Source organism: Acinetobacter sp. CIP 102129 (assembly GCF_000368305.1).
Taxonomy (GTDB): Bacteria; Pseudomonadota; Gammaproteobacteria; order Pseudomonadales; family Moraxellaceae; genus Acinetobacter; species Acinetobacter parvus.
In genome coordinates, this window is the sequence record NZ_KB849341.1 from 833,559 (window position 1) to 854,212 (window position 20,654).

Annotated in this window: 18 protein-coding genes; 5 read left to right on the forward strand and 13 right to left on the reverse strand. The window is 41.3% G+C overall.

All coding sequences use genetic code 11. From position 1 onward, the window contains the following. Positions 1 to 204: 204 nt before the first annotated feature. The gene (locus F973_RS12025; RefSeq protein ID WP_004675621.1) at positions 205 to 840 is read left to right on the forward strand and encodes a peroxiredoxin; all 636 of its coding nucleotides are present in this window, start codon (positions 205 to 207) and stop codon (positions 838 to 840) included. Between the two features lie 48 nt (positions 841 to 888). Here the strand turns inward: F973_RS12025 and F973_RS12030 are convergent, their stop codons facing one another. Both F973_RS12030 and F973_RS12035 read right to left on the reverse strand, forming a co-directional pair. Then, the gene (locus F973_RS12030) at positions 889 to 3,798 is read right to left on the reverse strand and encodes a DEAD/DEAH box helicase family protein (protein ID WP_004762007.1); all 2,910 of its coding nucleotides are present in this window, start codon (positions 3,796 to 3,798) and stop codon (positions 889 to 891) included. Continuing rightward, on the reverse strand, positions 3,795 to 5,684 hold the full coding sequence (locus F973_RS12035; protein WP_004762008.1) for a DNA methyltransferase: 1,890 nt from the start codon (positions 5,682 to 5,684) through the stop codon (positions 3,795 to 3,797). The genes F973_RS12030 and F973_RS12035 overlap by 4 nt, the downstream gene beginning before the upstream one ends. A 102-nt stretch (positions 5,685 to 5,786) precedes the next feature. Here F973_RS12035 and F973_RS12040 point away from each other — a divergent pair, with 102 nt between their 5' ends. From F973_RS12040 to F973_RS12050, 3 genes are all read left to right on the forward strand, one after another. Continuing rightward, positions 5,787 to 6,188, forward strand: a complete 402-nt coding sequence (locus F973_RS12040) for a helix-turn-helix domain-containing protein (RefSeq protein WP_004762009.1) — start codon at positions 5,787 to 5,789, stop codon at positions 6,186 to 6,188. 87 nt (positions 6,189 to 6,275) lie between these two features. Then, the gene (locus F973_RS12045; protein WP_004762010.1) at positions 6,276 to 7,085 is read left to right on the forward strand and encodes an MBL fold metallo-hydrolase; all 810 of its coding nucleotides are present in this window, start codon (positions 6,276 to 6,278) and stop codon (positions 7,083 to 7,085) included. Between the two features lies 1 nt (position 7,086). Further along, on the forward strand, positions 7,087 to 7,674 hold the full coding sequence (locus F973_RS12050) for a dual specificity protein phosphatase family protein (RefSeq protein WP_171062336.1): 588 nt from the start codon (positions 7,087 to 7,089) through the stop codon (positions 7,672 to 7,674). Positions 7,675 to 7,827: 153 nt separating this feature from the next. Here F973_RS12050 and F973_RS12055 read toward each other — a convergent pair whose 3' ends face one another. The 6 genes from F973_RS12055 to F973_RS12080 form a co-directional block, all read right to left on the reverse strand. Then, on the reverse strand, positions 7,828 to 8,763 hold the full coding sequence (locus tag F973_RS12055) for a DUF6929 family protein (RefSeq protein WP_004675615.1): 936 nt from the start codon (positions 8,761 to 8,763) through the stop codon (positions 7,828 to 7,830). Between the two features lie 88 nt (positions 8,764 to 8,851). After that, positions 8,852 to 9,976 carry an SPOR domain-containing protein gene (locus F973_RS12060; protein ID WP_004762014.1) on the reverse strand — a complete coding sequence of 375 codons (1,125 nt, stop codon included), beginning with the start codon at positions 9,974 to 9,976 and terminating at the stop codon, positions 8,852 to 8,854. Continuing rightward, positions 9,967 to 11,253 (reverse strand): bifunctional tetrahydrofolate synthase/dihydrofolate synthase, encoded by a 1,287-nt coding sequence (gene folC, locus F973_RS12065; protein WP_004762015.1) that lies wholly within the window; start codon positions 11,251 to 11,253, stop codon positions 9,967 to 9,969. Before folC ends, F973_RS12060 begins: the two co-directional genes overlap by 10 nt. Beyond that, positions 11,250 to 12,161 (reverse strand): acetyl-CoA carboxylase, carboxyltransferase subunit beta, encoded by a 912-nt coding sequence (gene accD / locus F973_RS12070; protein WP_004762017.1) that lies wholly within the window; start codon positions 12,159 to 12,161, stop codon positions 11,250 to 11,252. Before accD ends, folC begins: the two co-directional genes overlap by 4 nt. Then, complete coding sequence (gene trpA, locus F973_RS12075) at positions 12,158 to 12,961, reverse strand: tryptophan synthase subunit alpha (RefSeq protein WP_004762020.1); 804 nt, start codon at positions 12,959 to 12,961, stop codon at positions 12,158 to 12,160. Before trpA ends, accD begins: the two co-directional genes overlap by 4 nt. A 202-nt stretch (positions 12,962 to 13,163) precedes the next feature. Beyond that, positions 13,164 to 14,183, reverse strand: a complete 1,020-nt coding sequence (locus tag F973_RS12080; RefSeq protein ID WP_004762021.1) for an AraC family transcriptional regulator — start codon at positions 14,181 to 14,183, stop codon at positions 13,164 to 13,166. A gap of 115 nt (positions 14,184 to 14,298) precedes the next feature. Here F973_RS12080 and F973_RS12085 point away from each other — a divergent pair, with 115 nt between their 5' ends. Further along, the gene (locus tag F973_RS12085; protein WP_004762023.1) at positions 14,299 to 15,174 is read left to right on the forward strand and encodes a metal-dependent hydrolase; all 876 of its coding nucleotides are present in this window, start codon (positions 14,299 to 14,301) and stop codon (positions 15,172 to 15,174) included. A gap of 46 nt (positions 15,175 to 15,220) precedes the next feature. Here F973_RS12085 and F973_RS12090 read toward each other — a convergent pair whose 3' ends face one another. The 5 genes from F973_RS12090 to F973_RS12120 form a co-directional block, all read right to left on the reverse strand. Continuing rightward, positions 15,221 to 16,216 carry a DUF2804 domain-containing protein gene (locus F973_RS12090; protein WP_004762024.1) on the reverse strand — a complete coding sequence of 332 codons (996 nt, stop codon included), beginning with the start codon at positions 16,214 to 16,216 and terminating at the stop codon, positions 15,221 to 15,223. A gap of 19 nt (positions 16,217 to 16,235) precedes the next feature. Beyond that, positions 16,236 to 17,108 carry a GGDEF domain-containing protein gene (locus F973_RS12095; RefSeq protein WP_004762025.1) on the reverse strand — a complete coding sequence of 291 codons (873 nt, stop codon included), beginning with the start codon at positions 17,106 to 17,108 and terminating at the stop codon, positions 16,236 to 16,238. A gap of 88 nt (positions 17,109 to 17,196) precedes the next feature. Next, positions 17,197 to 18,362 (reverse strand): IS3 family transposase gene (locus F973_RS12100; RefSeq protein WP_155756441.1). Its coding sequence is split into 2 segments (ribosomal slippage): positions 17,197 to 18,104 and positions 18,104 to 18,362, totalling 1,167 coding nucleotides; the frame shifts between segments, so codons are not numbered across the junction. Between the two features lie 400 nt (positions 18,363 to 18,762). Then, the gene (gene trpB, locus F973_RS12115) at positions 18,763 to 20,007 is read right to left on the reverse strand and encodes a tryptophan synthase subunit beta (RefSeq protein ID WP_004762028.1); all 1,245 of its coding nucleotides are present in this window, start codon (positions 20,005 to 20,007) and stop codon (positions 18,763 to 18,765) included. Beyond that, positions 19,988 to 20,647: a phosphoribosylanthranilate isomerase gene (locus tag F973_RS12120; RefSeq protein ID WP_004762029.1), complete on the reverse strand. Its 660-nt coding sequence runs from the start codon at positions 20,645 to 20,647 to the stop codon at positions 19,988 to 19,990. Before F973_RS12120 ends, trpB begins: the two co-directional genes overlap by 20 nt. Positions 20,648 to 20,654: the final 7 nt, after the last annotated feature.

Here is a 20,654-nt window from a genome sequence, read left to right on the forward strand (position 1 = left end):
ATAACCAAAGAGCGTTAATGTAGCAAATTTGCATTTAAGTTACATCGATTTGCCTATGAAATTCTGATCATTTTTTTATCCTCAACACCTCACCTATATATGAAAAACTTATAATCAAATAAAAAAACAATGATTTGATTCATATATAAATTGGCGCATAGTAAGAAGACACAGCATCAGATAAGCAGAATGAGGAGACCAAGAATGAGCTTACGTTTAGGTGATATAGCCCCAAATTTCCAACAAGAATCAAGCGAGGGCATTATTGATTTTTATGAGTTTCTAGGGGATGACTGGGGAATCCTGTTTTCACACCCAGCAGACTACACACCTGTCTGTACTACTGAGTTGGGTTATACCGCCAAGCTGAAAGATGAGTTTGCAAAACGTGGCGTCAGGGCAATTGCACTGTCTGTGGATGATGTTGAATCACATAAGGGCTGGATTCAGGACATTAACGAGACCCAGAACACTACAGTGAATTTCCCGATTATTGCAGATAAAGACCGCAAGGTGTCTGAGCTTTATGGTTTTATCCATCCAAATGCCAGCGAAACCTTAACGGTACGTTCCCTGGTGATTATTGACCCGAACAAGAAAGTTCGCCTGATCATCACCTACCCTGCCTCAACAGGTCGCAACTTTAATGAAGTGTTGCGTGTGGTGGATTCACTGCAACTGACTGACAAGCATAAAGTGGCAACACCTGCCAATTGGCAACAGGGTGAGGATGTGGTGATTGTGCCATCCCTGAAAGATGAAGAGGAAATCAAGCAACGCTTTCCTAAAGGTTATACAGCAGTGAAACCTTATTTAAGACTGACACCACAGCCTGAGTAAAAAAATAATGTGTCCAATGCCTACAGCTATTGGACACATTTAAAAGATTTAGACCAATTTTAATTGTTCTGTATTAGTTTGCGTTCGGACTTTGGCGAAATGTAAAACTTCCGATAATCGTGCATTTTTACCCAACCACTCGTAAAAAGTTGATTCGCCTAATAACACATAATGCCATTGTCGTTCTTCTCGATAATCAGCCGATAAATGATTAATTCGTTCACACCATTGCACAGCAGCTTTGAGTTTACGTTGAACATTCGGATGATTGACCTGTTGCTGTGCTTTGGTTTCGACTAAATAGATGTCTTTATCTGTTCGCACTAAAAAATCAGGTGAATAAAATGCAGGCATACCATCAGTATTGATATAACGTAAATGGACAAAATGATGGCGATTCTCACTGACTTTACAAAAGGCTTGGATATTTGAATCTATTAATGCCGCTTCAATAAAGGCTTTTTCCAAGCCACCACTACGAGTCGGATAAGATAAACGCTGATAAATACATTTCTGTACTTCAAGCGAACTGCCCTCTCGCATCGGCAATTTTTCCACTTCGGACAAATGACGGTAATTTATCTGTATTTCGCCTGTAATTTCTGTATCTTCTGCTTGGACTAAGGCTTCAGAAAATATCCGTACAATATGCTGCATTACAGGATCAAGCAGTAAAATCCGCCAATTTTCATCATCCAAAGGTTCAAATGGGATACTAAACAGTTGCTCCCGAATATATTGGTCAATCCAAGCTGTTAAATATACCGTACCTGTTTGTAAATATGGGTTTGCTGCATGATGTGAAACCCGATTACCTTTATTGACAGAATAGTTTAATGCTTGTCCAATTCGCCGAGTTAAACGGCTTAAATAATCATTATAGCCTGCAACATTCATGATAGAACCATCGACCCGATAATCCCCAAATAAGGTACTGGCAAGTAAATCCTGTGATACGAATATATCACCTTTACCAAGCATGTCTTTAAGCTGCTTAATTGGCATGGCTTTAAAACTGGCAAGCTGTTTAACTTCTAATTGATGACTAATATATTCATCTTGTTCCTGCAAAATAAAAGGGATAGCAAAATCATAATCCTGATAATTTTCCACCAATCCAACAGAAATTAAATCCCCGACACTACTTGTACCGTCACTATCTTCGGTAATTTCTCCGACTAAACCATCTTGCATTAAATCATTATAAAAATCCTGAAAAACAGGGTGTTCTACAATAGATAAAATATCCAGCATGTTATTCGGTTCTTGTTTTTGGTTAATACGTTGTCGATTTTCTTTTTTCAATTCGCTATATTCAGCATCACGCCACATTAAACGCAAACCACGCCCAATAGTTTGCTCAAGTAAAATCTGTGCTTGTGAACTGCGTAACGGTACAATCACACAAATATTACTAACATCAAAACCCTCTCTTAGCATCAAAACGCTGACAATGACACGAGGTTTAGCATGTTTATCCACATCAAATAGGCGTTCTCGCACCACTTCCCAGTCTTTTTGTCCCAATTCGGCTTTTTTACCTGAATCAACCGACATCACTTCATCTTCTGCCAGTCCCTCATCTTGTAAAAATTGTGTGACCAAAGGCGATACCGTAGTATCTTCACACATTACAAGCATTTTAGGGTGGCGATTAGGGTCAATCTGGGCAAAGTCCTGTTCCAGTTTGCGTAATTTGGCTAATCCTGCTCGTAGCATTATCCGTTGTCCTTCGGACAAAATCGGATTACCTGAATCATCGCGCTCAGCTTTAAACTCTAGCGGTAACGCGCCAATTTCCTTGCGCTTATCTAAAGCTAACGACTTAACCAACCCTGCTTTCATTGCCATTTTTAAATCGAAATCGACAATAATATGCGGGAAAAATTGTTTTTTCTTATTCTTACCACTACCAATATCATTATATGGCGTGGCTGAAAAATCTACTTGGACAAACTGCCGACCTTTTTTAGCGGCAATTGTAGTTAAACTTTTTTGCCATTCTACTTCTGTGGCTTCACCACCTGATTTTATTTCATGAATATGATGGGCTTCATCATTAAAAACCATCAGTTCGGGTAAATCAGCCAAATAATCCAACACATTCCCACGAGCAAACCGCTTGTCTAAAGTGTCTAAACTATTGCCTGTGGTTTTGGCAGGGGTTAAAGGTAAAAGGCTTTGAATCAGTTGCACAGGGTCAATATCTGCACCTTGTGCGGTAAGTTCTTCTTCCTCAATAATTTCAACATTATCCATTAATAAATGCCAGTTGCTAATGGCTAATAACCCACCGCCCACCGCTTTTAAACCGATATTTTCTTTATCGCAGACATTATTTTTAATAAAGCTAAAAATTTTATCCTGATATTGTTCAGGGCTAAATAATTCGGCATATAACGCTACATCAGAACTATTAAAATCACGTTCACCATTTTTAATTTTGCCACAAAAGGCATCTAATAAACGGTCATAAACGATGAGTCCAGGGGCAACAATCATAAAATATCGGGTAAAGCGTTTATCTTCGGGATATTCGTTTTTATTGAGTAATTGCCAAACCATCAGGGCTTGTAATACCCATGTTTTTCCTGTGCCTGTTGCCATTTTTAGGCAATATTTGGGGTGTTGGTGTTTAATCTGACTTATTTCGTGTAAACGACTTCCTGTTAATAAATCATCAGGAACAACTTGTTGATATAAGTCTTGTAAACTTCTGACTTGTAATACTTCATGAGCATAAATGCTATTTAAAATCGCCTGTTTCTGTCCTTGATGAAAATTAAAACGTCTAGCCGCACAATAATCTTGATGAAACCAAAATTTTAATAATTCGGCGGTCATCGGTGTCACCATATCGAGAATATCTGCCACACCTTGCTCTAAACCAATACAAACCTGTTCAACGATTTTGGTGAGTTTTTCGGCTAAAATGAGTTGATTGTCCTGATTTTTCATTCTGCCAACTCCTGTACCACTTCCGCTTCAAAACCAAAAACATCAACCGCACGGATACAAACTTTACGTTTACCTTGTTTATAGGGAATATCTAAAGTAGTTTGGGTAATTACTCGTAATGGGTCGCCATCATTCGCGGTATTGCCTCGATAATCTTGCCAAATTGAACGGAATACTTGACCATCATAATCGGGGTCAATCGCCCAATATTCAATTAAAGCCAATGGTTCTTTATTCATGACGTTTAATAATTTGATGCGATTATTTTCATCTAAATTAATCGCTTCGGGGGACAATAAAACATAGTTATCCAGTTGTATGGTTAAACGTTCATTCTCTGCCAATATTTTACGTTGAATTGGTTTCACCGTCAGATATTGTAAACTGGCAAAACGTACGCTATTTTTAAGTTTTTCCAAACTGCCTTTTTTCTTTAATCTATCCAGTAAATCAGGTGGAATCACTAAAACTTCTAAACGTTCATCATTTAAAGCGGTAATATACTGGGCAATCGCAGGCTCAAAATTCCAACCTAAAACCGTAACTTTATCCCAACCACCCATTAAATTATCTCGTAAGGCAATCGCTTTATTTAAGGTGGCAAGTCCTGTCATTTTGCTTGGGCTATCGGCTAAAACTAAAATTTTGCCAATTCTTCCTAAATTTCGATTTGGATTATCTTCGGGAGCTAATGGTAAAGCACCGTATAGCTGCACCACGATTTGGGCTAAATCCCCAATACGGAATTTACGCCCTAAGGTATTTTTGGCAGCTTCAATTTGATAATCGCCAATCGCCTGATATAAAAATGGTTTTGCATTTTGGTCGATTAAACGCTTTCGCATAATCATACAAGCAGGTTTGCCTATATCAGAAGTAATCCAACGTCTGCCTAAGCGTTCGGCTACGGCTGCGGTTGTAGCACTTCCCCCATTACAGTCAAAGATTAAATCATCTTTTTTACTAGAACCTTTAATAATTCTCTCTAAAAGTTTCTCAGGTTTCTGTGTTGGATAACCTAACCTTTCCTTTTTATCTGAAGGCATAATAGGCTGTATTTCCCACCAATCTTCAGGATGTTTGCCATTTTCATTAGGTGCATATCCACTATATACGCCATTGCTACGATAAGATTTTTCATACCTAGATGGTGATGAATTAATTACATCATCTGAATAAGGTATTCTGACATCATCCACATTAAAATAATAATTATCAGATTTGGAATATCTTAGTATTATATCATGTTTAGGTGCATAATCATTTTTAGGTACGCCACCACCACGATAACACCATACAATTTCATTTCTAAAATTTTTCTTCCCAAAAATTTCATCCATCACAATTTTAACGTAATGCCCCACATGCCAATCCAAATGTACATAAATTGAGCCTGTATCACTAAGCAACTCACGCATTAAAATCAAACGTGGAACAATCATTTCCAAATACGAAGCTGTGCCGTTATGCCACATATCCGAATAGGCAAATTGCTCAAATACAGTGGGACGTTGTTCCACCTCCACATCGGGCAAAACCACTTTGGTTCGATAATCCGCTTTAGAATCAAAAGGTGGGTCAATATAAATTAAATCAACTTTTCCTCGTAGGCTTGGCGTTTGTTCATCACCTGCCAAAAGTGCCGCCATGGCTAGCAAATTATCACCATACACCAAACGATTAACCCAATCTTTTTGCTCTGTGTGCTGTTGGCGTTGTTGGTTATAAATCCAATCATCTATTGCGGTGTCTTTAGCAGGCAATACCCATTCACGAGTTTGTAAACTTACCCGATGCTTGCCCTCAAGACTTTCTAAGATTTGTTCCGCCTGTTTGCGTCCCTTTGCCACAATTTCGGGCAGTTGTTCCAAAAGTGTTTTTGCCATTTTCTAAAGTTACATTAATTACTAAACCATAGTTTAGTTTAAAGGTGAACCAACAGTAAAGCCGTTAAACTATAGTTTAGTTATCACTTTATTCTTAGAGGCATGACTAGTGAAAAGCTATTATTTGCCCAACGCCTGATTGCAGCTATGCAAGCTCAAGGCTATCAACCTAAACCTGCCATTTTGGAAAGGGAATTCAACTTGCGTCATTTTGGTGAACCTGTAACATTGCAGGGTGTACGTAAATGGTTAATTGGTACAGCTATTCCCTCAGCAGACAAACTACTTACATTAGCTAAATGGCTAAATGTTCCACCTGAAGAATTAGCATTTGATAAAGATATGCAAAAAGCAATTGAACAACGAGAAATTAATTGGCAAGAAGAGATCGGCTATAAAGATAAAGAGATTTTTGAAGCATTTCTAGCACTTCCAACACCACAAAAAAAGATCGTTCGGGAAGTTATCGTAGCGTTTGCTAAAGCCTATATAAATACAGAATAAGCTTAACTTCTTTTTTACAAAAAAGATTGTGGCCTCTAAGTCATTCAGTTATAAAAATAACTTTCTAATACAGAATGAAAAATCACCATGATCTACAATATCCATCATCTCACTTGTGGCAGCTTCTGCCCTGTTTGCGCCCCTATGTTTGGACAAAAAGGCTGGAAAGCCCATTTAGTCTGCCACTGTCTACTGGTTGAGACTGATCGGGGGCTGGTCCTGATTGATACAGGTTTGGGTACACAAGATTATTTACATACTCAACAACGTCTAGGCTCATTGCTGACCAAATTCGGCGCGATTGTGCCCGATATTCATTTGAGTGCTTTCCACCAGATTCAACGGCTTGGTTATAGTCTGGATGATGTAAAACACATTTTTGTTTCACATCTTGACTTTGACCATGCAGGCGGAATTTCGGATTTTCCAAATGCAACCGTGCATGTATTGGCATCTGAATTTAATGCCACTCAATCTTTATCACTCAAAGGGAAAAATCGTTACAAAACAGAACAGTTTAAATATCACCGTTACTGGAATTTTGCTGAACATACAAATGGTGAAGCATGGTTTAATCTGCAAAAAGTCAAGGGATTACCTTTATTTCAGGATGAAATCCTGATGGTTCCCCTGGTCGGTCATACGCTTGGACATAGTGCGATTGCAGTCAAAAAACAGGATGGCTGGATTTTGTTCTGTGGAGATGCCTATTTTTCCCATTTGGAACTCAACCCTAAAAACAGGTTAAGAGCATTGGACCTTACAGAACGATTACTGGCTGAGGATAACCAACAACGTTTACACAATCTGAAGCACTTACAATATCTGGCTCAACATGAACCGAGTATTGAGTTAATTTGTTCACATGACCCAGTTGAATTCAATCGTTACCAATAATATGCATAAGATACTGATTACTATTATTTTCATATCATCCCTAAGCTTGGGTGGTTGTATGAAACATTCAAGTCTGGAGGAGCATCAAAGGCCCCAGCATTGGGGAGCACTGATTTCAGATACACATAATTTTTACCAGATCAGTCCTGATGTTTTTCGCAGTGAACAACCCAGCAACCAGTTAATCCCTTTCCTGAAAAAACATCAAATTGGCACTGTCCTCAACCTGCGCGCAAGAAATGAAGATGCCAAGGTTTTAAGAGATCAGCCTTTTAATCTGGTACACATTCCAATCAATACTTGGGCAATCAATCGTAAAGACTTGTTAGAAGCAATGCGTGTTATTCAAACTGCTAAACAACAAAACCAGAAAATCTTAGTGCATTGCTATCATGGCTCAGATCGAACTGGTGCCACAATTGCAATGTATCGAATTATTTTTGAGCATTGGGCAATTGAAGATGCGGTTAAAGAAATGAAACAAGGAGGATACGGCTATCATATCATTTGGAAAAATATTGACCATCTTTTCACCCCTGAAAATGTAAAATGGATTCAACAACAACTTTCAAATCCAGCACCTATTTAGATTGCGAGATGCACTTTAGATTAAATCCAATTTTTAGAGAGATAGATGTTGGGGGTGTAAGATTTGTTTCTTTAATTTTGGATTTTATGCATTTTTTATTGGGCTTTAAAAAACCTAATTTTATAAGTTGAATGGTAAGCTAAGAAATACGAACTAACTTGAAGAATTGGCAAAAACAGAGTTACTAAGTAATAGTTTAAAAACTTCAGAATCACCACCATCGCTATCCGTGACCAATAAAAATACCTCACCATCAGATGTCGACTCTAGCCATGTAATTCCTTCTACTTTAATAGCAAGAGTTTGTTCTTTCGAATCCTGAATCAAATGTGTATATAAAATTTTACCCTCTGGTGAGAAAATTAAAATAAAACTGCCTAGCACTGCGCCATCATCATAAGTGTTTAATGTTTGCTCAACCGCAGCGGTGGCGATAATTAGATTTTTCTCCACCAGAAAATAAGCATCAGAAATACCACTTGCTGCCCCTTCAAGCTCTGGTAATGTCAGATTAAATGAATTTTTCAGCGAACTTTCTAATGATTTTCCATTTTGAAGTTTTATTAAATCAAAGACTAAAACACCATGAAAACGATTAATATTGCCACGTTGAAAGATGTATAAATTGTTTTGATCTGAACAAACTGCTTCTATATTGAGATCAGCGCCACCAGTCAACGCCAAACAATGTTCTAAAAAATCATAATCCGAGGTATCAAGTAAAACATGAACCTGATTATTAACTGGATTATACAATAATGCTTTTTTTCGATTTTCTGTAGAACCTGAACCCATCACTAGTAACTGAGGTTGTCCATCGAAGCGAATACAGCTAAGCGCTTCAAAGTCTGGTTTAGTTTTTTTACTAAACATCCTCAGAGTCGTATATTCAGAATGTTCAAATAATGGAATTTTTTCAAAATTAGTCGCACGATTGATGTTATTTTTTCGATCGGTTTTGAGTAAGTACCCCACATCATCTCCAACCAAGTAGAGATCATCTCCCACACAAGCCGCGCCAGAAAGCGCACTAACACTCGAATCCTCTGAAAATATAAAGTGTTCTAATATCTTAAAGCCGCTACTCATATTGTACTCACTGCCCGCAGAAATAGAACACTTGTAACAAGGTCAAAACCAGACGCTTTCCAGCTTTGATCTAGTCGTTTATCTTTTGTTATCGCTGATCAAGTGGAACCCAATCAATCACCCACGCTGATTTCATATTTAAACTTTCATCAGAGGTAATTTTTTTACGTGCGGCATCAGCAGTCTCACGATCTTTGGATGGCCCCACCATAATCCGAATTCCCTTGGAAGTCGGGCTGGTGGTGACCTTATAACCTTTGGCGCGCAACTTGGACACCACTGTATCGGCGTTGGCCTGATTCGCTGCCAGCGCCACCTGTACCATCCAGTTTTTGTCACCATTTTCCAGAAGCTGACGGGCTTTTTCAGCCTCAGCCTTTTTCTTGGCATCTTCCTCAGTTTTACGTTTCTTTTCTTCAGCCGCTGCTTTCTTGTCGGCTTCAGCCTTGCGCTTGTCTTCCTCAGCTTTTTTATCCGCTTCAGCCTTGCGTTTTTCTTCAGCCGCTGCTTTCTTCTCTGCTTCAGCTTTACGCTTATCTTCAGCTACTTTCCTGGCATCGTCCTCAGCTTTACGTTTCTTTTCTTCGATCGCTTTCTTGTCGGCCTCAGCCTTACGCTTGCCTTCCTCAGCTTTCTTATCTGCTTCCGCCTTACGCTTGTCTTCAGCTAGCTTCTTTTCAGCGTCAGTTTTCTGCTGCTCTACTTTCTGCTGTTCGGCTTTCTTCTTTTCTTCCAGCTTACGTTTTTCTTCAGCAAATCGTTGAGCCTTAGCCTGGTCGTCCTCAACCAGTTCTGGTGGAATATTATCTGAACTTTCCTGCGCAGCAGTTCTACGGGCATTGATTGCAGCGTACTCTTCAGCAGCTTTACGTGCAGCCGCAGCCTCAGCCTCCTGCTGCATTTTCAGGAACTCGGCAGCACGGGCCTCCTGTTCAGCAACCGCCTTTTCACGTGCACGTTTCTGTTCATCCAGCAAACGTTTTTCAGTTTCAACATCCACGGCCAGAGGCTGCAAGGAGACCATCTCCCCCTCCTGCGCTGGCTGGGCTATTTTAGGCTGGGTTTCGGTTTTGGGAATAGGGTGAGTAACTGTAGTCTGGGTCTTATCCTGCTCTATTTCTTCATTACCCTTGAAAAGTAATGCTGCCAACAAAACACCCCCTCCAAGTAGAACAACGCCACCCATCCAGCGTTGCTTGTTATTCATTGACATTGTTCTAAATACTCCCAGATCGCTTCCAAGGTATGAAACGAACCACAGACTAAAATTAGCTGATTGTTATGACATTGTTTCAGCACAGTTTCAAATGCTTGCTGTATACTGCCAAACTCATGGACCTGCTGGCCCTGCAATGCCTCATGCAACTGTCGCATTGCTGCGGCCCTCGGCACATCTAAAGTAGCAATAAACCAGTCTTTTACTGTTGTTTTTAGTAAATCGGTGACAGACGCGATGTCCTTATCTGCCAGCATCGAAAACACTGCGACAACTTCTGTGTACTGTTTATTGTATTTTAAGAATTTTCGCAACTGATTCAATAAAAATTCGACACCGTGTGGGTTATGTCCTGCATCAAAAATAACGGTTTTATCCTTTATCTGGCGAATTTCAAAACGCCCCTGCAAACGTGCCTGCTGAATACCTGTTGCAATGGCCTGCTGTGAAATTTCAATCCCACTCACCAGTACCGCGGCCACGGCAGTGGAGATGTTGTCCAAGGCCAACTGTCCCACGGGAAGCTTTAAGGTTGTGCCAGACGATGCAAATGACCAGCTCTGTCCATCATTATTCAGTTGATAGAAATAATCCCGATTCAGTGTAGACAGGCTGGCGTTTGTTTCATCCACCTTATGCTGAATGGCCTGTGGAAGTTGCTGTTGCCCTGCAAAAACAACGGGAATGTCTGGACGGATAATACCCGCCTTTTCAAAGGCAATTTTTTCAATGGTATCACCCAGCCAGTCCACATGATCCAGACCAATATTGGTGATCACAGCTATATCAGGATCAATCACGTTGACCACATCAAGGCGACCACCCAGCCCAACCTCAAGTACCCAGACATCACATTGTTTTAGTTTAAAAATAAGAAAAGCAGCCAAAGTGGTTGCTTCAAAGAAAGAAAGACTTAGACCACACTCACGACGCGCCTGATCAACACACACAAAGGCATCAACCAAACTCTGGTCATCCACCTCATGACCCGCCAGCTTTACCCGTTCATTAAAACGATAAATATGGGGTGACTGATATAGCCCAACCTTGTAACCCTGTGCGTTTAGAATCGTCGCCAATGTGGTTGTGGTTGAGCCTTTACCATTGGTGCCCGCAACTGTAAACACCTTGGCTTTTGGCTGCATCACGCCCAGCCTTTCAGCAACGGGAATCACCCGCTCCAGCCCTAAATCAATGCCTGTAACATGAACATGGCCCCAATAATCGAGCCATGTTGTGAGTGTGTCTGTTGAATGGGGAGCGTCTAGTTTCAAGGTAAGTTCATCAATTTAGCCACTAGTCTATATACAGTATCACGTAACGCATGACGATGAACAATCTGATCGACCACACCATGATCAAGCAGATATTCCGCACGCTGGAATGGCTCTTCCAGTTTTTCACGTACCGTTTGCTCAATCACCCGTTTACCCGCGAAACCAATCATGGCTTTCGGTTCAGCCAGATGAACATCCCCCAGCATTGCCAAGGAAGCGGTTACACCCCCATAAACTGGATGGGTCAATACCACCAGATAAGGCACACGTGCTTCTTTCATTTTCTGGATTGCCGCAGAAGTACGTGCCATTTGCATCAGAGACAGCATGCCTTCCTGCATACGTGCGCCGCCTGAAGCCGCAAAACACACCAAAGGCTGGTGTAGCTGGATTGCCCGTTCAGCTGCCTGTACAAAGCGGTCACCGACCACAGTACCCATTGAACCGCCCATGAAATCAAACTCAAAGGCGCATGCCACCAAATCCAAGCCTTTGAGCGAGCCCTGCATCACCACCAGTGCTTCTGATTCACCTGTTTTATCCTGCGCCTCCCGCATACGTTCTGGATAAGGCTTGCTATCCACAAACTTTAGTGGGTCTTTGGCACTAAATTCCTGACCCAGTTCTGAGTTGACCTGATCAAAGAACCAGGTCAGGCGATCACGTGCTTTCATACGCAAATGTTCATCGCATTGCGGACACACATAGGCGTTGAATGACATGGCTGTACGCGTCACCAAGGCATGACATTCAGGACATTCAATGGTTGGCTCGGTAAAAGTTGACTTAAAGGTCTGCTGTTCATCCGCAACCTGAATCCCTGGCACTTGACGTTCTGTCCAGGGTGTTGTGGGACCAAGCACTTTCCCTGTTGCTGATTCTGGACTCAATCGTTCTTGACTCATACTAACTCATCGAGCGCGGCTCGAAGCTCCTTCACTTTATTCACCGTCTGTTGCACAGCCTCATCCGCTGGCAATGTCGCAAAAGATTTAACGAAAGCACTTCCCACAATCACGGCATCGGCAACCTGTCCCATCGCTTTTGCAGACGCTGCATCACTGATTCCGAAACCGACACCGACTGGCACACTGGTCTTAGACTTGATTTTTGCAATACGTGCTGCTGCTTCAGCAGTATCCAGTGTTGCCGCACCTGTCACGCCTTTAAGTGACACGTAGTAAACAAAGCCACTTGCCTGATTGACCACATGCTGAATACGCTGATCAGTTGAGGTTGGCGCAAGCAGGAAAATCTGATCCATTCCATTTTTTTTAAGAACTTCACCTAATTGCTGAGATGCTTCAGGTGGTAAGTCCACCAGAAGCACGCCATCCACACCACAGTCTTTGGCATAGGCAACGAACTTTTCATAGCCAATCACCTCAACGGGGTTTAAATATCCCATCAACACCACTGGCGTGGTTTGATCCTGCTCACGAAAGGCCTTGACCATATCCAGTGCATTAAGGGTATTGGTTCCACCTGCCAGAGCACGCTCAGCAGCTAAGGCAATTACAGGGCCATCCGCCATTGGGTCTGAGAACGGCAGCCCCAGCTCAATGACATCAACACCCGCCTCAACCATCTGGTGCAGCAATGGAACAGTGACTTGTGGATGCGGGTCACCTGCCATAACATAAGAAACAAGCGCTTTACGTTGCTGAGATTTAAGCTGTTCAAAACGAGTGGCAAGACGTGACATGGGATTATGCTTTCCTTGATTTATATAAATTGAGGAGTTGTTTGTAGTCATACAGAAACACTGCATTGTACCGCTATTTTTTGTTCATTGAACAGGGTTTGGCGCGATTCAACAGCGAATGTTGCTACTTACAACAGCCCGCATACATTTATCTCTATTTTTGTTTTTTTCTCAATGATCAAAGCTTCCTAATTTCTATACATTACAATTTTAAAAACTGTTTCGGTGTGACACCTGTCCAGCGTTTAAAAGCACGTCCAAAGGCACTCTGATCCGCATAGTTTAAACGCTCGGCAATTTCTGACAATGATTTGCCCTGTTGCAGATAAAGCTTGCTTTGCTCCAGACGGTATTGATCCAGAATATCCTGAAAGTTCAATTGATAGCTCTTGAGCTGACGCTGCAAGGTACGTTCAGAGCAGTACAAACGTTTGGCGACATAACTCTGTAAAACTTCCTCTTGCTGCAACAAGCCCTGCTCAATATAGCTCTGGATTTTCTGCCGAAATTGTTGTTGCTGTGCCTCAAAAGAACTCATGCTATTTAACGATTGCTGAGCCTGATGAGAGAGCACATGATTCAACTGTTGATCCGCGGCAATACTTTTCGCCTGCAAAATCTGATTGGAAAAACGAATTGTATATTGTCCAGCCTGTACCTGAATGGCACAGCCATAAAATTTTTCAAAATGATATAACGCAGTATTCGGCGCATAACCAAATTGAATCATTTGCGGTGGCATTAAAGCATCTTGCACAATTGACTGGGCAATTTTAAAAATCAACGCCAAATTTAGCTCATACATTTCCCGATAATCACTATAAGACGCACTCCAAACAATTTGAATATAATCAGAAAACTGCTGAACATTCAGTTGTTCTAAATTGGTCTGTTTAAAGACTAAAGAATAATAACGTTGTAAAAGCTGTAACGCCTGTTGCAGATCTAAACTGGTTGAAGCCAAATATCCCATTAAACCCAAATCTTGCAAATTGGCATGTTCAGCCAATACTAATGTAATCGGTCGAGGGAAATAAGCTTGTGCAGATTGCAAAAGCAATGCATAACGTTCGACATCAAAATCATGCTCATCTGGATTTTCTAAACAGGCATGAAAAGCTTGCCAAAGTTCAGGTGCAACAACTTTAGACAAATCAATGTGTTCCTGCTGTAGGACACGATTCAACAACCGTAGGTATCCAATAATAATTTTAACTGACATATGCCGATCTCATCCTGATCTGTCGTTATTTGTATAAAACTTGGCTGTAACTGTCAAAACATTTCATCGGACTTTTTCCATACTGAGTTTATGCAAAAGACAAGGAATAGCAAAAATGAATGCACATGTTTCCTATCAGGCTGATCCAATTGTAAGAACAAACCTAGACTTTCACCTCAATGAGGCTCCACGTTTCTGGTTTGGTGGCGATCCATTCCGTACCCGCATATTTGATGCATTAAGCCTGACATTTCCTGATGGCGAACGCTACTTCATTGAATGTGTACGTTTATTCCGCGACAAGATCAATGATCCTGAGCTACAGGAACGTGTGGCAGACTTTATTCGTCAAGAAGCCCAGCACGGCATTGCCCATGACAAAATGAACCAGATCATGAAAGAACAAGGCATGCCTGTGGATCAGTTCACCAACCGTTTGAAAAAAATATTTAGATTTGAGTTGAAGAATCGCTCACCACAATACAATATTGCCATGACGGCCGCGGCTGAACATTTAACCGCCCTGATGGCAGATACATTCTATAGTAAGAAAGAAACATTGGCAGAGGCTGATCCTTTTGTTCGCGCGCTGTTCGCATGGCATGCAATTGAGGAAATGGAACATCGTGATGTGGCTTTTGATGTCATGCAACAGGTCGGTGAAGTACCAGAATTGACTCGCCGTTCCGCCCTTGTCATTACGACCTTGTTAATGTTTGGCTTCACACTTTACCGTACCGATGTCATGCTTAAGACTGATGGTTTTAGCTTTAGGCAGCGTCTGGATATGGCACGCAAGGGCTTGCCGTGGTTCTTTGGGCGCAGAGGTATTTTGACGGCAAAAAGAGAACAGTATAGCGACTGGTTTAAAAAAGATTTTCATCCAAACCAACATCCGATTATTCGCCAGTATGATGTCTGGATTGATACATTGGCTAAAACCAATGACCCAATCGCTGCGGGCGAGGCTTTTTGGCAAGCTGGTCTATAAAACTCCCGTCATCCCTCTTTAAAAAGAGGGATTTTTTTGATGAGGATTACCATTTTGCGTAATGCTGTTCTAATAATCCATATTCATTGTTCAAAATCACCAGTTCAACATTTTCATGTTCAATTGTGCCACTGATTTTGGCCTGCCACTGATTAAACTGGCTACCAATTAAACGCAGGTTAATATTTTCAAAACGGCACCAACCTGTTTCAACTAGTAAATTCAATCGCTCATCTAAGGAACGAATTGACCAACAGTTTTCATTTTGTTGCTCAAATAAAATATCGGTTAAAGGATATAAACGACCATCGACCCATAACGCATTTTCATTACCAAAACTTTCATTCACACCTGATGCGAGATTCAAGCCAATACGGCGATCATTTGCATCTCGAAATTGACACGACAACCAAAACCATGCTGTTTCAGGGCGTAGAAAACCACAGGTATCATCCAGTGCAGCTAGGCTTTGCGCATTAAAGTCAACTTTCTGCCGCTCTGGGTTGATAAAGAAACCCTCCACAGCCAGAGTAGTTTGTTTCTGGGTATAGGTCCAGCCATTAATTCCTGTTGGGCTACATAAACTGAGTGCATCCGTACCTGCACAGAAAATACGTGCTTTTAGTTGTACTTCGCCATGTTTTGTTGCTTGGATATAACGCACACCATTGGCATGCTGCATATCGAATTGATAGGCAGATTTCTTAAAATAACTTTGACTAAATAACGGTTGTTCATCCAGATGGGTTTTCAACGCCAGTGGCTGGATCGCATTCCATTCAATCACCTTTCCTGAAAGATGGTCATAAACATAGAAAAAGCCATGCCCCGCCCATGATAAATCGACAATCGCCACACCAATACTGTAGTGTTCATGCTGCAAGCCACAAAATCTAAATTTTTTATATTTAAGCTGCTTGCGCCAGCCTTTCAACACCTGCCCATAAGGGGTTTTATAGATATAATCGTCCAGATTGATTCGTGAGGGTATCTGGTCAAAACGCCCATAACGAGGCTGACCATTTTCCTGTATTAATTTCACAAAATTTCCCCCAAATAAACTATAACGTTAAAGCCGTTCTTACCTGATTCTTACCATTATGCTTGGCTTGGTACATCGCCTTATCCGCCTGTTCAAACAAGCCTGTATAATCAAAGCCACTAAAAGCCGTACTGCTCACCCCAAAACAGGCCTTGATAGAGAGTGGTTCATTTTCCTTAACTTCAATTGCCGTTTGCTCCAATGCCTTACGGCATGTCTCTGCCACCAGCACCGCATTTTCAATCGAGGTAAATGGCAGCAGAATCACAAATTCCTCACCTCCATAGCGCCCAATCACATCACTGGTTCGCAGGTTTTTCCGCAATATACTGGCAACGTGTTTCAACACCAGATCACCCTGATGATGTCCATATTGATCATTAATCTTTTTAAAATTATCAATATCCACCATAATCAATGATGTTTCTCGATGGGTAATTTGTGCCTGCTGCATCTGTAAATCAATAATTTGATTCACTCCACGGCGATTCAACAGCCCTGTTAACTCATCAGTAGAACTGAGTTTTTCTATTTTTGAATTATAGCGCCGCCAACGTTCCACACTAATATCAAACAAGGTGATGGTGAATGCAGCATATAAGGTGGTATAAAACATGGAGTAAATAATCTGGGGATTTTGAACATCCTTATGCAACAAGGTATAAGGTTTATAGGCCAGCGCATAATCCAGATAGCCAGTCACCGTAAGACCAGCTAAAATATAGTATGCAAAGACATAAAAGGCCAGACCAAAATAGACCACAAATCGGGGATATAATAATAATGCGGTAAAGGCAATCCCCATAAAGATAATACCATTCAGAAGGTTCAGCAAACCTACCCCAATTGGCAGTCCCAACAATGAGAATGGATAATAAACAGATAAAAACATCACATAGTAAATATGCAGGTCTGGCTTTTTTTTAATAAAATAACCCTGATGTGTGCTGAATTAACAGGAGACTTTCACTTGGGAGATTCTAGACAGCTAACCGATAAAAGTCTTCTGCCATTTGATTTGGTGTCTTAAAATCCAAGCCTTTTTGAATTCTTCGCTGATTATAAAATAACTCTATATATTTTGTAATATCCGCTTTGGCTTCTTCCCTTGTTTTGTAGTTGCGATGATGGACTAGTTCATTTTTGAGTATGCCCCAGAAACTCTCTATCGGTGCATTATCAAAGCAGTCGCCTTTTTTGCTCATTGAACCCTGAAAATCAAATTTCTCAAGTAAGTTTCGATATTCATTACTGCAATATTGGCTGCCTCTGTCTGAATGTACAATGAGATCTTTAGCAGGTTTCTGATTGCGAATAGCCATATTCAATGCATCACAAACAAGCTTGGCTGTCATGCGCTCATTTAAGCTATAGCCAACAACCTGTTTCGTGTAAAGATCTTTGACAGCTGCCAAGTACAACCAGCCCTCAGCCGTCCAAATGTAGGTAATGTCACTCGACCACGCAAGATTAGGCTTCGTCATTGAAAACTGTTGCTTGAGTAAATTGTCATAAATAGAACGGTTGTGATCACTGTTCGTGGTTCTTTTGAAACGCTTATGGCGCTTACAATACAACTGATTTGATTTTTTTATTTGGCGCACAGCATACGTACTTATTTTGATACCTTGCGCTTGTAAATGCTTGGTTAATCGAACATAGCCATAGCTTTGTTTGGTTTCTTCATGGGCTATTTTGACCAAAATTGTCTGCTGATTTCGCTGAATTGATCTTTTACTCATGCCTCGCTTTAGCCAATCATAAAAGCGAGAAACGGATACACGAAGTAATCGAGCCATTAAAATAATCGGAAATAAGTGGCTTTGCGATTTCATATAGGCGTACCTCACTGACTTTCTTTGGCAAAGTACGCTGCTGCCTTTTTTAAAAATTCACGTTCCATTTCAGCTGTTTTGAGCTGTTGTTTAAGCTTCTTATTTTCTTCGAGTAAGGCGTTTAGATCGGGCGAATACTGTTTTGTGCCTGCTAAAGTTCCAGCCTTTGCTTTGTTATTCCAGTTCGAAAGGGTTTGCATTGAAATGCCAAGTTGTCTAGCGGATTCCGATACATTACCTTGGTTCTCTTCAATGGCTTTTATGGCTTCAGCTTTAAATTCTGCGGTGTAAGTCTTCTGTTTCTTGCTCATGGTAAACTCCTAATGAGTATGTATAGTTTACCAAGTTAAACCCTCCTGTTTTTTAAGCACACATCACCCAATAAAATAAAAAATATATTTAATATAATGATGCCAGGAAACAGCCATTGGAACCGAATAAGCAATTCAGTATTTGCCAATGGATGATACATGTATTTTATTTGGATAAAATAGATCACGACTGCGGTAAAACTGGCATACCACAGTATTGATTGGGATTTTTTGACTAAATCCCAGTCCAGAATAACTAGAAAAGCTTTACTAATATATCTAGGTAAGGAATATTTCATCCCCCGTAATCCTATGTGATTACATCCATGTAAAAACCTAATGACCATATAATGTCATTAGACATAAATTTACCTTAATCCTAGCATATAATTTTTTAGTTTTATAAGTCGACCATCGGAATACCATCAATTTTCGCGACAGTCATCAAGTCTTTATCACCACGACCTGAAACTGTGGCAATAATGATCTGGTCTTTCGACATGGTTGGGGCAAGCTTGCTGACATAGGCCATCGCATGTGAACTTTCAAGTGCAGGAATAATCCCTTCAATCTGTGTTAAATCACGGAAGCCTTGTAGTGCTTCATCATCTTTAATTGGCACATATTTAACTCGATGCATATCTTTTAAGAAGCTATGCTCTGGACCAACACCTGGATAATCCAAACCTGCTGAAATACTATGGGTTTCAATAATTTGACCTTGCTCATCCGACATGAGGTAAGTACGGTTACCATGTAATACACCCACATGACCTGCATTCAATGGTGCAGAGTGCTTGCCTGTTTCAATACCATAGCCTGCGGCTTCAACACCGTACATTTTCACATCCTGATCATTCAGGAATGGATAGAACAGACCCATCGCATTTGAGCCACCGCCAACACAAGCCACCAAGGCATCAGGTAAACGTCCTGCCTGCTCCTGAATCTGGCGGCGCGCTTCACGGCCAATAATCGACTGGAAATCACGCACCAACTGCGGATATGGATGTGGACCAGCAACCGTACCAATCACATAGTAAGTGCTATCAACATTGGTGACCCAGTCACGCATTGCTTCGTTCATGGCATCTTTCAATGTTTTTGAACCACTTTGCACAGGCACAACAGTCGCGCCAAGCAAACGCATGCGATATACATTCATTGCCTGACGTTTTACGTCTTCAGCACCCATGTACACTACACATTCCATACCCAAACGCGCTGCAATGGTTGCGGTCGCAACGCCATGCTGCCCTGCGCCTGTTTCAGCAATAATACGTTTTTTACCAGACAACTTTGCCAAGAGTGCCTGACCAATGGTGTTGTTGACCTTGTGTGAACCCGTATGGTTCAGGTCTTCACGCTTGAGGTAAATCTGCGCACCGCCGAGATGCTGTGACCATCTTTCAGCATGATAAAGTGGGCTAGGACGACCAACATAGTACGCAAGATCACGGTCAAACTCAGCCAGAAACTGAGCATCATTTTTCATACGACCATAAAGACTTTCCAAGTCTTCAAGTGCAGCCATCAGCGTTTCTGATACAAAACGCCCACCATGAATCCCGAAATGCCCCTGAGCATCTGGAAACTGGGTGTAGTCAATCGCCTGATTTTGTTGACTAAGGTTTTGCTGATCCACGTTGGACTCCTTGCATAAATTTTTCAATGAGTTGTTGGTCTTTTATACCTTTTGCGGACTCTACGCCTCCGCTGACATCCACAGCAAAAGCTGCTGTAGTATCAATAGCGTCACTCACATTTTCAGGGGTTAATCCGCCTGCCAAAATCAGTGGAATATCGAGTTGGGGAAATTGGTTCCAGTCGAAACTGTGTCCCGTGCCACCTTTCAGCTCAGGATGCCACGCATCAAGTAGAACCGCACTGGCTCCAACAGCTTGATAGCGCTGAATTTCGGTCAAAATATCTAAATCAGGTTTAACTTGAATAGCCTTGTACCAACGGCGTTTGCAATGCAACGCAATTTGTTGGCATTGTTCAGGTGTTTCATCACCATGTAGTTGTAATACATCTAGCGGAACTGAATCAAGCACTGTTTGGATTTCTTCTGCGCTTGCATTCACAAATAAACCAACCAACTGAACATAAGCGGGTACTAAGCTTGCCAAGCTTTGCGCTTGTTCAATGCTGACATGGCGCGGGCTTGGTGGGAAGAATACAAAACCGATTGCATCTGCGCCTGCCTGCACCACAGATTGAATATCTTGTGCTCGAGTTATTCCACAAATCTTGGCGCGAGTTCGCATTTGAGATTGGCGCATGATGTGT